Origin of the sequence: Rhodococcus sp. YH3-3, assembly GCF_001653035.1 — a bacterium.
Lineage (GTDB): Bacteria > Actinomycetota > Actinomycetes > Mycobacteriales > Mycobacteriaceae > Rhodococcus_F > Rhodococcus_F qingshengii.
This window is the reverse complement of the sequence record NZ_BCWH01000001.1, coordinates 503645-517294: the sequence shown is the minus strand read 5'-3', so window position 1 is coordinate 517294 and position 13650 is coordinate 503645. Positions and strand designations below refer to the sequence as shown.

Sequence of the window (13650 nt, the reverse complement as noted above, 5' to 3'; positions counted from 1 at the left end):
ATGCCGCGGCCACCGCCGCCGCTGAGCGCCTTGATCATGATGCCGCGGGAGTTGCGCTCGAAGAATTCACGCACCTCGTCGAGATCGGCGTTCGCCGATGTCGACGGCAGGACCGGTACGCCGGAGTCGACCGCCGCAGTGCGGGCGCTGGCCTTGTCGCCGAAAGTCCGGAGAACCTGGGCGTCCGGGCCGACGAAGACGATGCCCGCCTCGGTACACGCCTGCGCGAATTCGGCGTTCTCACTGAGGAACCCGTAACCCGGGTGCACGTGCGTGGCGCCTGTTTCGGCCGCGATCTTCAGCAAAGCCCCCTGATCGAGATACGCGGATGCGCCCGACGCTCCGAGCGGCACCGACTCCGTGGCCGCCGCGACGTGCGGACTGGACGCGTCGTCCTCGGCGTACACCGACACCGTCTCGATCCCGAGTTCACGGGCAGTTCGAATGATCCGCAGCGCAATTTCGCCGCGGTTCGCAATCAGCAGTCTCACTTGTCCCCCTGAGTGCGCTCGAACAGATCGCCCTTGCGCACCTTTCCTGTCGCTGTCATCGGAAGCGCCTCGAGCACTTCCACTTCGGGCACCTTGTACGTGGCCATGTTCTCCTTCGCCCACGAGACGATCTCGTCGGCCACAGTGTCGGAACCCTCGACCATTTGGACAAACGCAAAAGCCACCTGCCCCTTGTCCGGGTCCGGTTTCGGCACCACCGCAGCCTTTTCGATCGCCGGGTGCAGCATGAGCAGCGCTTCCACCTCGGAGGGAAAGACACTCATGCCGTTGGTCTTGATCATTTCCTTGTTCCGCGCCAAATAGTGCAAACCGCCACGCTCACTGAACTTTCCGACGTCACCGGTCTGCAGCCAGCCGTCACGGATGGCGTCGGCGGTGGCCGCCTCGTTGCGGTAGTACGCGGAAAGGATGGATGGGCTGCGCACGATGATCTGCCCGTGCTCGCCGACGGGAACCGGCCTGCCGTCGTGATCGACGATCAGAACGTCGGTGCCGGGCACCGGAATTCCGCAGAACACCGGCTCGCTTTTCAGGTCGTAGTCGCCGTCCTGGAAGCCGAGGGTGATCGTGTCCGCGGTGTGGGTTTCGGTCATGCCGTAGCTCGCTTCGCGCAGAACGCCGCCTGTAGCCTCGCGCCACCGCTGGCGCGTGGCCGGATCGAGTTTGAGAACGAACGAAACTGCCATGACGTTCTGGAGTGTCGAGAGATTTCGCTCCGCGAATCCGGGCGTGTCCATCAGTTCGACGTAATTGTCGACAGTTCCGACCAGCGAGGTCACGCCGTACGCCTCGACAGCGTCGAGCGTGGTCTCCGCATCCCAACGATTCAGCAGGACCACGGTTCCGCCGTTGACGAGCGGAACCAGGATGCCGAAGTCCTCACCTGCGATCCAGAAGATCGGCAGAAACACCAGGGACACCGGCGGATTGGCACCCACCTGGGCACCGCCCGCAAGCGTCGCGGTGGCCGCGGTGTAAACCATGTGGCGCTGAGTGTGCTCACAGCCCTTGGGCATTCCCGTCGTTCCGCCCGTGTAGTTCAGGGCGGCGAGGGAATCGAGTTCGGTGGCGACAGGAGTCGCCCGCTCACTGGTGATGATCGACTGCCAGTCGCTCAGGCGCGGATCGTCGACCTCGAAGGGCAGTTCGACGGTCGGGATCGCCGTCAGCATGTCCGACACTGCAGTCTTCGCGACGTGTTCGAGTGGAGTCTGTGAGCGAACCTTCTTCACCAACTTCGAGAAGGTGTTCTGCGTCAGTAGGACCTTGACGCCGGCATCGTTGAGTTCGTGAATCAATTCATGTTCACGGAAGAGTGGATTGATCGGCACGTGAACCGCACCGACCTTGAGAATGCCGAGCATCGCGATATGGAACTGAGGGCAATTGACCAGGTGAACGCCGACGCGATCGCCGCGTTCGACTCCGAGTGAAAGCAGCCATCCGGCAAAACGATCCGAAAGCTCGTCGTATTCGGAATACGTGATGACCCGGCCGTAGAAGACGATGGCAGGAGTATCCGGCCGCTCGACCGCCCAATGCCGCAAGTAATCGACAAGTCCCCCACCTTCGAGCGGATACTCGACGGCGCGGGGAATGCCGGCGGGCCAATGCGCTTGTTGCAGCGCAGAGATCTCCGCCAGAGCCGCTTCGAGCATGTCTTGTTCTGCCACCGATCACTCCATTCGTAAAAGAAATCTATTTCGACTCTTCGAACCCGATCAACCGCTCGGACATCGTCGTCATATCTGCAATGAACTGGTTCTGCTCTTCGACACTCGCCTTACTCAGACGTGCTCCACCGGCCATCTGTGCGTCCGAGATCATCTGAACGAGCACCGGGGGCGAAACACAGGGATCTACGTCGTGAACCTGTCGAATCCGTTCGACAAAGCGGACGTAGCGGCTCACGAGCTTTTCGCGAACCGCCGACCAACTGCGCTCGACCTCGGAATCCACCCGCGCCCGATGCTCGATCACCGCGAGCAGGTCACCGTAGGTGTACACGGCCGTGATGAACGCCGACGTGGTCGTTCGGAGAACTTCGCGTAGGTCCTCGGCCGCCGGGCCCTCCATGTGCTGAGCGTCGAGGAAGCGTCGGCACATCATCTCGGCGACGGCGCGGAAGACCTCGTCCTTCGACGAGAAGTACGCGTAGAAGGTCGCCCGGGACACATCAGCCCTGGTCGTGATCGTCTCGACCGTCACGGCGTCGTATCCGAGTTCGCCGAAGCAGAGGGCAGCGGTGCTGAGCAGTCCGGCACGGCGTGGACCGTCGCCGAGTTTGCGGGCTGTCCGCGCTCGCTCCTGCGTTTCGCTGGTGGTCACCGTCACAGTGTGTGTTGACGTTGACGTCAATGTCAAGAATCGCGGGCCCGACGCCCCACTTCGGCTTTTTGTTCGGGTCACCCTTTCACACCCCGCATATCGGGTGTAAGACTCTGCCTCTAATGTTTTTCGCCTTTCCCAGAAGGAGTCAATTCCGTGCCGGAAGAATCCGCCTCGCCCTCCTATTCCACAATCAAGGAAACAGTTGCAGCTTTGATGCCGGCACTGGAGTCGGAACTCGTCGAACTTGTTCGTATTCCGTCGATAGCAACAGAAGGTTTCCCCAGCGAGCCCCTGTTCGAGGCTCACGACCTGATCGTTTCTCTATTGGAGAAGTCCGGAGTCACGAAGATAGAGAAACTCGAAATAACAGGTAAAACTGCGCCGGTCATCATTGCAACAGTTCCCGGTCCAGAGGGAGCCCCGACCGTATTGATGTATTCGCATTACGACGTCGTTCCCGCCGACGACGTCGAACTCTGGGATTCACCGCCTTTCGAACCGAGCAAGCGTGACGGCGCGATTTACGGCCGCGGTACGGCAGATTCGAAGGCAAACGTCATCGGCATGATCGGCGCGCTTCGCGTCTTCGACGGAAAGCCGCCGGTGACGGTCAAGCTCGTCATCGAAGGCCAGGAAGAATTCGGCAGCCCCTTCGACAACTATCCGCCGGAAGCCCCCGAATTGTTTGCGGCCGACGCAATGGTCATCGCCGACGTCGGGAGCGTTCGACCCGGATCACCGACCCTGACCGTCGCACTGCGCGGATCGGCCCAGGTGATCGTCGAACTCACCACTCTCGGAGCCGACAAGCACAACGGCCTCTACGGCGGCGCCGCACCGGACGCCCGCCTCGCGCTCATCCGCGCACTGGCGTCGCTGCACGACGACAACGGTGACGTGGCGATCGACGGCCTCCTGCGCGAACCGTGGACCGGCAGTTCATACACCGAGGACGAGTTCCGCACCCTCGCCGAGATCCAAGACGGGCTTCCGCTGCTCGGAACCGGCGGCATCGGCGAACGCATCTGGTCGGGCCCGGCCATCACCGTGACGGGAATCGACGCTCCCCCTGTGGACGGTGCGGTCAACGCCGTCGCAAGCACTGCCCGCGCCGTGATCAATCTGCGCGTACACCCGCGCCAACCTGCCATCGAGGCGCAGGCTGCTCTGGTCCGACACCTGGAAGCCCTGCGCCCCTTCGGTTTACAACTGACTGTCACCGCGGGAGAAACCGGCGACGGGTTTGCGGCAGCCGAAGGTGGACCGGCCTTCGACGCGGCATTGTCTGCATTATCGCAGTCGTGGGGTGAGCCGGCCGGGCTGATGGCAGGCGGCGGCTCGATCCCCCTCGTGATGGCCTTGGATACAGCAGTGCCCACCGCCGAGAAGCTGTTGTTCGGCGCCACCGACGGTTACGCGAACATCCACGGCCCCAACGAACGCGTCCTGCTCGACGAGCTCGAGAAGGCCGTCGTCGCCAAAGCACTGTTCTTCCAGGAGTACGCACACACCTTCGAGGGGAAGAAATGAGCACCGAGACCGACACGGGGTCCGCACCTACTCCGGCCAAGAAGAAGTTCGAGTTCCCCGGCGCGGTCACGATGCTCGCGATCGTCACCATTCTGGTCTGGGTTGCGGCACTGTTCATTCCGGCCGGACGCTTCGGCGTCGACGTGGACGGCTCACCCGTTCCCGGCAGCTTCGAGACCGTCACGTCTCCGCTCTCGTTCTGGGAACGAATCCAGCAACTGATCCTCTCCCCCGTGAACGGCCTCTACGGCGTCCAGGATTCGATCACCGGGTTCGTCGACACCGACAACATCGGACGGCTCTTCGGTTCGGTCGGCGTAGTCCTCTTCATCATGGCGCTCGGTGCGTTCATCTCGGTCAGCTTTGCCACCCGCAGCCTGGAAACCGCTGTCTCCCAACTCGCTACCAAGCTCAGCGACAAGGGCTGGTTGCTCATCACCGTCATCATGGTGCTGTTCTCGCTGCTCGGTTCGACAATGGGCTTCTCGGTCGAGACGTTCGGCTTCTACGCCCTGCTCATACCGCTGATGACGGCACTGGGTTACGACCGCATGGTCGCGGCCACCATGATCATCCTCGGCGCTCTGGTCGGAAACATGGCGTCGACCGTCAATCCGTTCTCGATCGGCGTCGCCTCCGGTGAGGCAGGCGTCTCCATCGGTGACGGCATCGTGCTGCGCGTGATCCTGTGGATCGTATTGACCGCTGTGGCAGTGGCATTCGTTCTCCGCTACGCCGCAAAGGTGAAGAAGGATCCGTCCAAGTCGCTTGTCGGTTTCGACATCGCGGACGACGAAGACGAAGAGCCGGCCGAGCCGGTGGACATCGACGGCAAGCTCACCGGAACTCAGAAGCTGGTACTGCTCATCACCGGACTCACCTTCGGACTGATGATCTTCTCCGTCATCCCGTGGTCGAGCATCTTCGGCGCCACCACCGGTCCGGCCGAGTACGACGCGTACCACGTCACGGCAACCGAGCCCTACTGGTTCGAGTTGAACTGGTGGTTCCCGCAATTGGCGATGCTGTTCATCCTCGCCGCCGTTCTCGTCGGCATAGTCGCGAAGATGGGTGAGAAGAAGATCGTCTCCCTGATCACGCGTGGAGCCGGCGACATGGTCGGACCGGCGATCGTCATCCTGCTCGCTCGCGGCGTCTCGGTGATCATGACCAACACCGAAACCCTCGACACCATCCTCAACGCGATGGAGCAATTGGTCAGCGGCGCTTCGGCGGGGGTCTTCGCGATCCTGGTGATGCTCGTCAACATCCCGCTGGCGTTCCTGATCCCGTCCAGTTCCGGTCACGCCACCCTGGCGATGCCGCTGCTCGCGCCGCTGGGCGACTTTGCCGGAGTCAGCCGAGCACTCGTCATCACCGCCTTCCAGATGGGCCACGGCCTGATGCTGATGGTTGCCCCGACCAACGTCGTCGTTGTCGGCGGGTTGGCCATGGCGAAGGTCGGCTACGACAAGTTCCTGCGCTTCGTCTGGCCACTGCTACTGATCAACTTCGTGATCGTTGTCGTGGTGATCGGCGCAGCAGCGGTATTCGAGTAGTTCAGGCGTGGTGGGCCTCGCGTGCCGCCGTCTCCAGACGGTCGGTGTACTCGGCCCACCACGCCTCATCACCGGGAGCCAGATTGTTGTCGCCCGCCTTCATCCCAGCGGCGCCGTCGATCAGCTCCCGCACGATGTCCGCGTGGCCGGCGTGCCGATGGATCTCGGTGACAACGTGAACGAGTATCCGGTGCAGTGTGACGTCGCGACGATCCTCCGGCCAGTGCTTCACGAAGCCGGGGGCGTCCAGATCGTGCTCCTCTATCGTGGCGTCGGCGAAAGCCCAGGTGCGGCGATAGGTTTCGACGATGTCGGCAGTGGACTCGTCGGCGCGGGCCCACATGTCGACGTTGAGTTCCTCCGAACGCAACCACGCGGGGAGATCGGGAACCCTACGGCCGAACGTCGGACCGAAATACCCGAGCTCGACGCCGATCATGTGTTTGACCAGTCCCAACAAGTTGGTCCCTGTCCGGGTCATCGGACGCCGAATGTCATACTCCGACAGCCCGTCGAGCTTCCAGACGAGCGCATCACGTGCTGCCTGCAGGTACCGCTGGAGATCTTCCTTTTCCGAGTTGGTGGTCATGAAACCAACCTAAACCGAGTGGAGCAGACATTGACAGCGGTCGAGGATCTGACCGAGGTTGCCTCCCGGGCCGTCGCCGCCGAGCGTGACGCCCGGTCGGTGCGCTGGCACAACCCGGCAGCCGTCCGCACGACGCCGTCGCCGCGGTGACCACCGCACGGATAGCCTTGCGCGCCGCCCACCTTGCGGTTCTCGAAGCACGCGTCGCCGCGCTCGATGCCGGTGACACCGATACCGTCGCCGCCGCGATCCGTGGTTACGTCCCGCTGAACTCGGGCAACCCCGTCGTCCGGCACGTGCAGGATCTCGGCTCCCGGATCCGTGAGGAAGCCCGGCACGTGGTGAGTGGTAAGCCTCGGTCGATCGCTTTTCGGCTGGGGCTGAGCCTCGGAATGGGCTTGGCGTACCTGGCATTCATTCGCCTCTTCCAGTGGGACACCAAGGAAGATCGACTGCCTTACCTTGCGCTGTATGCACTCTCGGGTGTGGTCGGAAGCGTCGTGTGCACCAATGCGCTCAGCTTCGACGCCGGCCGCGTGCGCGCTGCGTTGTCCGGTGGAACGAGGCTCTGGCACGTGCTCGTCGCGAAAAACGCGGTGATGCTGCTCCTCGTCGGCAGCGCCGGGTTCCTGCTCAGCGCCGTCCTCGCGTGGCGCTCCGGAAGCAGTGCTGACCTGGTGAAGGCGTGCGGCCAGGTGCTGACCATGATCCTGCTCTGGTTGGGGGTCGCGAACGTGATGTCGGTGAGCTTGCCGCTGCGGGCAGAACCGATGACGGCGCGGCGCCACGACGGCACGTGGAAGCAGTTCCTGCTGTCCTTCGTCATCTCGTACGGTGTCGGACTGATCGTCAATCTGATGCTCTACTGGCGCGTCTGGGCAAAGACGACGCTGCTCGAGCAGATGGGCGGTCCGTGGATTCCGGTCCTGCTGCTCCTCGCGAGCGCGGCCGCGACGTGGCTGTTGCTGACCGTGCTGGCCGTACTCCTGGCCGAGCAACCGCGCTTCCGTCGCGCCTTGCACCGGGAGATGGTGGTCTACCGCGAAGAAACCAACCACTTGCAGGCGACCATTCAGCACAATTCCGGCTAATGTAGCCGTGCGTGGCTGATCCGGGCACGTCGCGAGTACACGCAGTGTCGAGGAAGGCGTGACCCATCATGTCCGTAAAGCCTGGCGCGGCCGCCACAACGGCCGCCGTGAGCACCGCCTCCTGGCTACCACTCATCGTGGTGGTCCTCACCCAGATTCAGGCGTCGTTCGCCGTCAACGCCCTGACCGTCTCGATGGCCGGCATCACCACCGATCTCGACACGCCCGCAACAAGTGTCGGCACCGCGATCACCGCGGGCACCTTCGCCATGGCTGCCTTCATTCTGTTGGGGGCCAAGATCGGCGCCCGTTACGGAACGCGTCTGGTCTTCCAGATTGCCGTCGCGATTCACGGCCTAGCAATGGCCGCGGTCGCCCTGAGTCAGAGCCCGGCAATGCTGTTCGTGGCGCAAGCTGCATCCGGCGCCGTGATCGCCCTCATCGCTCCCGCATTGACGGTCTTCATCGCCACGAACTTCAGTGGCGATCAGCAGGCAAAGGCCATCGGTTACCTGGCAGCAGCAATCCCGGCGGCCGGTGTGCTGGCGCTGCTCATCGCCGGTTCCTTCGCGACGACGATCGGGTGGCGATACTCGTTCGCCCTCGTCGTGGCTCTCGCGGTGGTCAACCTGATCCTGAGCTTCCGGGTCAAACCTGTTCCCCCGCAGAAGGACATCACCATCGACTGGGCCGGCGCCGCCATTGCTGCCGTTGCCGTCATCCTGCTCAGCTTCGGTTTCAGCGGCCTGAACTCGTGGGGCGTCATCCTGGCCACCGACGCTGCGCCGTTCTCGGTCATCGGTGTTTCACCCGCGGCCATCCTGATCGTCCTCGGCACCATCTGCGCGCAGGGATTCTTCCAGTGGACGCGAAGCCGCAAGGCGCAGAACAAGCCTCAGCTCTTCAACCTCGACGTCCTCAAGACCGGCGCCGAGCGCGCCACCACGATTTGCATGGCGACGATGATGTTCGTGGGAACCGCGGCCAACTTCCTCATTCCGCTGTACATGCAGATCATCCAGGGCCGCAGCAGCTTGCAGACGTCGTTCTCGATCATCCCGTACACACTTTCGATCTTCATCGCGAGCACCGTCGTCGCGCGTCTGTACAAGACGTACTCCCCGCGTCTGATCGCACGAGCCGGGTTCGTCGTCGTTGCCGCTGGACTCATCTTGTTGGCCTTCACCATTCGTGGCGACTGGCATCAGATCTTTGTCGTCATCGGACTGATCACCCTCGGCCTCGGGCAGGGCGCCATCGTTGCGCTGGTGTTCAACACCCTCCTCACCGCAGCCCCCAAGGAACTGGCCGGCGACGTCGGTGCCTGGCGGGGACTGGTACACAACATGTCCGGCAGCGTCGGCATCGCGGTGGCCAGCGTCTTCGCCGTCGGAATCCTCGGTTCCCTCGTCAGCTCGCAGCTGATCGACAACCCCACCATCCCGGCATCACTCAAGGTCGAGTCCGGGATCAATCTCGACCAGGTCAACTTCGTCCCCAACGATCAACTCGTCGTGACGCTCGAAAACACCTCGGCGACACAAGCACAGATCGACGAAGCCATCCGGATCAACACCGAAGCGCGCTTGCGCGCCCTGCGAACCTCGCTACTCGTCCTCGCCGGACTCTCCCTGCTCGCCATCATTCCGGCCGGCCGCATGCCCAACGAAGTACCTGCTCTGGAAGAACCGCAACCCACGAAGGGCAAGAAGTAACCGATGTCCAACCAAGACCAATTCGGTCCGATCGAATACGTAGCCGTCGAGTTTCCCGGCGGTGCACCGACCTCCGCGGGATTCGAGCAGCTGCTCGCTCTCGTCGACTCCGGAGTGATCCGCATCCTCGACCTCGAGTTCGTCACCAAAGCCGCCGACGGAACGGTATCCGTCGTACCCGCGTCCACCTTCGAACTCGCAGATTTCGATTTGGCGCAGTTCGACGGCGCTGCCTCCGGACTGCTCGACGCCGGCGACATCGCCGCCGTTGGTGACGAGTTGGCCACCGGTAGTGTTGCCGCCGTGCTCGTTTACGAGGAACTGGCCATACTGCCGGTGATCGACGCGTGGACCCGCAGCGGCGCAAAGATTGTCACCGAAGGCCACCTGAGCTTGGACGAACTTGCCACCGCACTCGACAACACCGCACCAGGCAATACGGAGAAGGACGCATGAGTTTCTTGAGGCGAGCCGGCCGAGTAGCCGTCGCAAGCTCCATTCACGGCAATGTTCAGCGCCGTCAGCGGACCCGTTGGGCCGCCGAAGATCAGGCTCGCGCAGCGCAGTCCCAGCCGGTGCCGCCGATTCCCGATCTACCACCCCTGCCACCGCAGGCAGCTCCGGCAGCATCGATGGACTTGAAGCTCGAACAGCTCACCAAGCTGGGCGAACTCAAGAATGCGGGAGTATTGACCGAGGCCGAGTTCGAGACCCAGAAGGCACGTATTCTCGCCTGACCTAGCTGCGCCTCCCGAGTGCAAAAGCCATGACGGGAAGCTGCGTAGTCGCGAGATTCAACAAAGATGCCACTCGCGCATCCGTGAATCCTGCGATGGCGCAGCCCGCAAGTCCCATCGCCTCGGTCACGAGGTACAGATTCTGAACCAGCACACCGGCATCCACGTGCATCGTGCGGTAGTGCCGCATCGCGTACTTCTCGAGCGGCGCTTCCACGTCGGCGACCACAAACAAAAGAACCGGGAACACGTCGACGAACTCGGGTTGGAGCAGGCTCGCTCGAAGGTGCTCTCGCACGTCGCCTGGCCGGACAGCTTCGGCACGGCCTCGGGCATATCGGTATACCCCGGCTCCGAGCTCGTCTCCGGGTCGGCTGAGAACAAACGACAGCGTCAGTTCGCGCATCCCGCCCGCCGTCGGGCTGCTGACAAGGCTGTGGTGCAACACGTTTGACAGCTCGCCTGCTCGGAGTGCCGTCTGTGCGGGGTCGTAGCGGCTCCGTCGTGCCTGCAAGACGTCCGCGAACCCGCAGGCCGGCAGTGGCGTCGCGGCCGGCAGTTCCACGGATTCACACGTCACCGGCGGCAGTGCGTGCTCGTCGAACGGTAGCTCCGACGGACTCACCGTCCGGTCCAACACTGCATGCAGCGATACGACGGCCTCGATTCGCTCGAGTGCGGTCACGAACCCGGGTGCAGCAGGCGAGACACCTCGCCGGCCCCGTCGATCGAGACCAACTCGCCGGCGAACCACGCCTCCGGAACGGCAAAGATCGCATTCGATGTCGCGGCGGGGGTTCCGGCAAATGCCGTCCGCGCAGCATCCAGGGTGGATTCCCGAGCCGACTCGGTGGAGTAGACGACGAGGACAGCCTTCGGCGACTTCGCGAGCACCGATTCCGTGGCTACCTGGCCGAAGTACTTTCCGTCGGGAAGGTCGTTCTCGAAAAGATTGCTTCCCCCGGCGGCCTCGAGCACACTGCTGTAGAGGCCCCTGGCCAGAGCATAGGACTGTCCCTCCGAAACCTGAACCATCACAGTGGGAACCGGCTCCTGCCCGGCGACAGATGCCTCGGTTGCTGCGAGGGACTTCTTGCCGTCGGCCAGGAGGGTTGCTGCCGCGTCACTAGTTCCGGTCAAGGCGCCGAGACCGTCGAGGTCGGACCAGACGTCGTCGATCCGCCCCTCGGTGACAGCCTTGTGGCAGTAGCCGCTGTTCACGAAGATCGGGATGCCGAGGTCACGCAATTCGTCCATGGTCTGCAATCGGTCACCGTCGAACCAGTATTCCCCGTCGGAGACGATCAGATCCGGACGGGCGTCGAGCAATGCTTCTTTCGCGGGAACTCCGGTGCTCAGTACCGGCACGGCCGCGAACTGATCAGCGAGTTCGGGGCTGGGAGGAGAGAGGTCGGTATTCGATTGTCCGACAATGCGGTCGGCGGCGCCGAGCTGAATGAGAAGTTCCGTCATCGACGGATACAGCGAGACAATCCGCTCCGCCGTCTTGGGCACCGTGACCTCGCGATCACAATTGGTGACGGTGATCTTCTCGGACGACGACGCCGCCGAATCCGCCGTGGAGTTTCCGCATGCGGTCAGTACTGCGGTGGCGGTAACGGCCGAGCACAACAGCGCGGCAGTACGTATCGAGGATTTCAAGACACTGCTTCTTTCGTGTGTAGGAGCGGAGGGGCGAACGAGAGCAGGGGGCGCCCGGTCAACGGATGAGTGCCGAGATGCACCTGAACCCCGAATACTTCGGACAGCAGGTCCTCAGTGAGGACCTCGGCCGTTGGTCCTGTCGCGACAACTACCCCGCCGGAGAGCAGACAGACGTAGTCGCAATACGCTGCGGCCAAGGCGAGTTCATGGATCGCGACAATCGTCGTGGTACCGAGTTCGGCGACCAATTCCATCAATTCGAGTTGAGCGCGGATGTCGAGGTGGTTGGTGGGCTCGTCCAGGACCAGCACCGACGGTTGTTGAGCGATCGCCCGGGCCAACATCACACGCTGCTTTTCTCCGCCGGACAGTTCGGCGAAGAGACGTGATCCAAAGCCCTGCATGCCGGTTCGCACCAGTGCTGCGCTGACGATGTCTCGGTCGATCTCACCGAGTCGAGAGAACGCGCTGTGATGCGGCGTCCGACCCGTTGCAACCACCTCGCGGACGCTGAACGAGAAATCGGATGAATGCTCTTGCCCCACAACACTGATGATGCGTGCTGCCGATCGAGGCGAGAGATCGTCCCAAACATTCACCTCGTCCACCTTCACGATTCCGCTTCGCGGCTTCATCGAGCGATACAACGCGCGAAGGAGGGAGGACTTTCCACTGCCGTTCGGTCCGACGAGTCCGACCACGCTTCCCTCGGGCGCTTCGAGGTCTACACCCGAAACCACGAGGCGTCCGCCCCGAACGACGTGAATTCCGCTGGCCGACAATCTCATGACTGCGCACCGCCGTCCCGTCGAAGCAACCAGAGAAAGAACGGGGCACCCAATCCGGCGGTGATGATCCCGAGTGGTAATTCGTTGGGCGCATCCAACATCCGAGCCGCAAGATCGACGATCACCAGGAAGGTGGCACCAACCAACGCGGTCGCGGGGAGCAGCTTGCCGTGATCGGAACCGACCAGAAGTCGTACGGCGTGCGGCACGAGCAGCCCCACGAAACCGATTCCCCCGGCAACGGATACAACAACCGCGGTCAGCAACGACGCGATCACCAGTAGTAGCAACCTGGTACGGTGCACGTCCACGCCGACCGATTGCGCGCTCTCGTCTCCCATGGCCAACGCGTTGAGTTGGCGCGATTGTGTCAACAGAATTGCCGCACAGACGGTGATCACCGCGGCGGGCACACCGAGATCCGACCAACTGGCCCCGCTCACCGAGCCCAGCAACCAGAAGAGCACTCCCGAAAGCTGACTCGGATCGGCGCGCAACTGCACAAAACTTGTTGCAGCCGAGAGCAGATAGCCGATGGCAACTCCGGCCAGGACCATGCGCAGCGGGACGAGCATTCCCTCTCGCCGACCCAGTACGAGAACCGCGATCAGGGAGACCATGGCCCCCAGGAAGGCTGCCACCGGAACACCGATCGACAGGCTGGTTCCGATGCCGGTCGTCATGATCAGTACTGCACCGAAGGATGCTCCGGAACCCACGCCCAGAATGTACGGATCGGCAATCGGGTTGCGCACCAACGCTTGCAGCACGGCGCCGGCCAACGACAATCCGGCGCCCGCCAATGCCGCAATCAGAATGCGCGGTACCCGCAATCCCCACACGATCCGATCGAGCAACGGGTCGACCGGCGGACCGCCGACGTGTGCGTACAACACCGCGAACACGTCGGCAAAGGACACCGACGCGGCACCCGACCACACCGCGACGGTGGAGACCGCGACAAGCACAACCGCCGTGGCCAACAGAAACGGGACGTACCCGCGCTCGCCGACGGGATGTGGACGCGACGGCACTCGTGGTGCTGCCTCGCTGGTCAGCGTCATCGCACTCCTGAGTCGGTGGGGTTCGCAGTCATGAACAGGTGGATCTAACCATAACGACAGTCGTTTTCA

Annotated in this window: 15 protein-coding genes; 7 read left to right on the top strand and 8 right to left on the bottom strand. The window is 63.0% G+C overall.

The window, feature by feature from the left end:
* From YH3_RS36525 to YH3_RS02470, 3 genes are all read right to left on the bottom strand, one after another.
* Positions 1-491 (bottom strand): biotin carboxylase N-terminal domain-containing protein (locus YH3_RS36525; protein ID WP_371594800.1); only part of this gene is annotated, 491 nt, incomplete at its 3' end.
* Complete coding sequence (locus YH3_RS02475; RefSeq protein ID WP_064443457.1) at positions 488-2170, bottom strand: AMP-binding protein; 1683 nt, start codon at positions 2168-2170, stop codon at positions 488-490. The genes YH3_RS36525 and YH3_RS02475, both read right to left, overlap by 4 nt.
* Positions 2171-2210: 40 nt before the next feature.
* Entirely contained in the window at positions 2211-2846 is a 636-nt protein-coding gene (locus YH3_RS02470; protein ID WP_064442937.1) for a TetR/AcrR family transcriptional regulator, read from the bottom strand.
* 150 nt (positions 2847-2996) lie between these two features.
* Between YH3_RS02470 and YH3_RS02465 the strand changes: the two genes are divergently transcribed.
* On the top strand, positions 2997-4373 hold the full coding sequence (locus tag YH3_RS02465) for a M20/M25/M40 family metallo-hydrolase (protein ID WP_030535870.1): 1377 nt from the start codon (positions 2997-2999) through the stop codon (positions 4371-4373).
* Complete coding sequence (locus YH3_RS02460; RefSeq protein ID WP_058038092.1) at positions 4370-5932, top strand: YfcC family protein; 1563 nt, start codon at positions 4370-4372, stop codon at positions 5930-5932. The genes YH3_RS02465 and YH3_RS02460 overlap by 4 nt, the downstream gene beginning before the upstream one ends.
* 1 nt (position 5933) lies before the next feature.
* On the opposite strand, the gene YH3_RS02455 is transcribed toward YH3_RS02460, so the two are convergent.
* A complete protein-coding gene (locus YH3_RS02455) occupies positions 5934-6521 on the bottom strand; it encodes a DinB family protein (protein ID WP_003944177.1) in 588 nt (195 codons plus the stop codon).
* An 18-nt stretch (positions 6522-6539) separates the two neighbouring features.
* Here YH3_RS02455 and YH3_RS37100 point away from each other — a divergent pair, with 18 nt between their 5' ends.
* The 5 genes from YH3_RS37100 to YH3_RS02435 all read left to right on the top strand — a co-directional run bounded on the left by YH3_RS37100 (position 6540) and on the right by YH3_RS02435 (position 10064).
* Entirely contained in the window at positions 6540-6671 is a 132-nt protein-coding gene (locus YH3_RS37100) for a hypothetical protein (RefSeq protein ID WP_274522669.1), read from the top strand.
* Entirely contained in the window at positions 6668-7612 is a 945-nt protein-coding gene (locus YH3_RS02450; RefSeq protein ID WP_238592508.1) for a hypothetical protein, read from the top strand. The genes YH3_RS37100 and YH3_RS02450 overlap by 4 nt, the downstream gene beginning before the upstream one ends.
* A gap of 68 nt (positions 7613-7680) precedes the next feature.
* Positions 7681-9327, top strand: coding sequence for an MFS transporter (locus YH3_RS02445; protein WP_003943582.1), 1647 nt, complete (start codon positions 7681-7683; stop codon positions 9325-9327).
* A 3-nt stretch (positions 9328-9330) separates the two neighbouring features.
* The gene (locus YH3_RS02440; protein ID WP_064442936.1) at positions 9331-9783 is read left to right on the top strand and encodes a DUF6325 family protein; all 453 of its coding nucleotides are present in this window, start codon (positions 9331-9333) and stop codon (positions 9781-9783) included.
* Positions 9780-10064, top strand: a complete 285-nt coding sequence (locus tag YH3_RS02435; protein WP_064442935.1) for an SHOCT domain-containing protein — start codon at positions 9780-9782, stop codon at positions 10062-10064. The genes YH3_RS02440 and YH3_RS02435 overlap by 4 nt, the downstream gene beginning before the upstream one ends.
* Before the next feature lies 1 nt (position 10065).
* On the opposite strand, the gene YH3_RS02430 is transcribed toward YH3_RS02435, so the two are convergent.
* The 4 genes from YH3_RS02430 to YH3_RS02415 are packed head-to-tail and all read right to left on the bottom strand — an operon-like array spanning position 10066 to position 13581.
* Positions 10066-10749 carry a SagB family peptide dehydrogenase gene (locus tag YH3_RS02430; protein ID WP_064442934.1) on the bottom strand — a complete coding sequence of 228 codons (684 nt, stop codon included), beginning with the start codon at positions 10747-10749 and terminating at the stop codon, positions 10066-10068.
* Positions 10746-11726: an ABC transporter substrate-binding protein gene (locus YH3_RS02425; protein ID WP_064442933.1), complete on the bottom strand. Its 981-nt coding sequence runs from the start codon at positions 11724-11726 to the stop codon at positions 10746-10748. Before YH3_RS02425 ends, YH3_RS02430 begins: the two co-directional genes overlap by 4 nt.
* Positions 11723-12517 carry an ABC transporter ATP-binding protein gene (locus tag YH3_RS02420; RefSeq protein ID WP_064442932.1) on the bottom strand — a complete coding sequence of 265 codons (795 nt, stop codon included), beginning with the start codon at positions 12515-12517 and terminating at the stop codon, positions 11723-11725. Before YH3_RS02420 ends, YH3_RS02425 begins: the two co-directional genes overlap by 4 nt.
* The gene (locus YH3_RS02415; RefSeq protein ID WP_064442931.1) at positions 12514-13581 is read right to left on the bottom strand and encodes an iron ABC transporter permease; all 1068 of its coding nucleotides are present in this window, start codon (positions 13579-13581) and stop codon (positions 12514-12516) included. Before YH3_RS02415 ends, YH3_RS02420 begins: the two co-directional genes overlap by 4 nt.
* Positions 13582-13650 lie beyond the last annotated feature (69 nt).

What these genes read in the sequence shown, in the direction of transcription:
- YH3_RS02475 (WP_064443457.1), bottom strand. Translation starts at nt 2,170, where the DNA reads ATGCTCGAAGCGGCTCTGGCGGAGATCTCTGCGCTGCAACAAGCGCAT.
- YH3_RS02460 (WP_058038092.1), top strand. Translation starts at nt 4,370, where the DNA reads ATGAGCACCGAGACCGACACGGGGTCCGCACCTACTCCGGCCAAGAAG.
- YH3_RS02455 (WP_003944177.1), bottom strand. Translation starts at nt 6,521, where the DNA reads ATGACCACCAACTCGGAAAAGGAAGATCTCCAGCGGTACCTGCAGGCA.
- YH3_RS02445 (WP_003943582.1), top strand. Translation starts at nt 7,681, where the DNA reads ATGTCCGTAAAGCCTGGCGCGGCCGCCACAACGGCCGCCGTGAGCACC.
- YH3_RS02440 (WP_064442936.1), top strand. Translation starts at nt 9,331, where the DNA reads ATGTCCAACCAAGACCAATTCGGTCCGATCGAATACGTAGCCGTCGAG.
- YH3_RS02435 (WP_064442935.1), top strand. Translation starts at nt 9,780, where the DNA reads ATGAGTTTCTTGAGGCGAGCCGGCCGAGTAGCCGTCGCAAGCTCCATT.
- YH3_RS02420 (WP_064442932.1), bottom strand. Translation starts at nt 12,517, where the DNA reads ATGAGATTGTCGGCCAGCGGAATTCACGTCGTTCGGGGCGGACGCCTC.
- YH3_RS02415 (WP_064442931.1), bottom strand. Translation starts at nt 13,581, where the DNA reads ATGACGCTGACCAGCGAGGCAGCACCACGAGTGCCGTCGCGTCCACAT.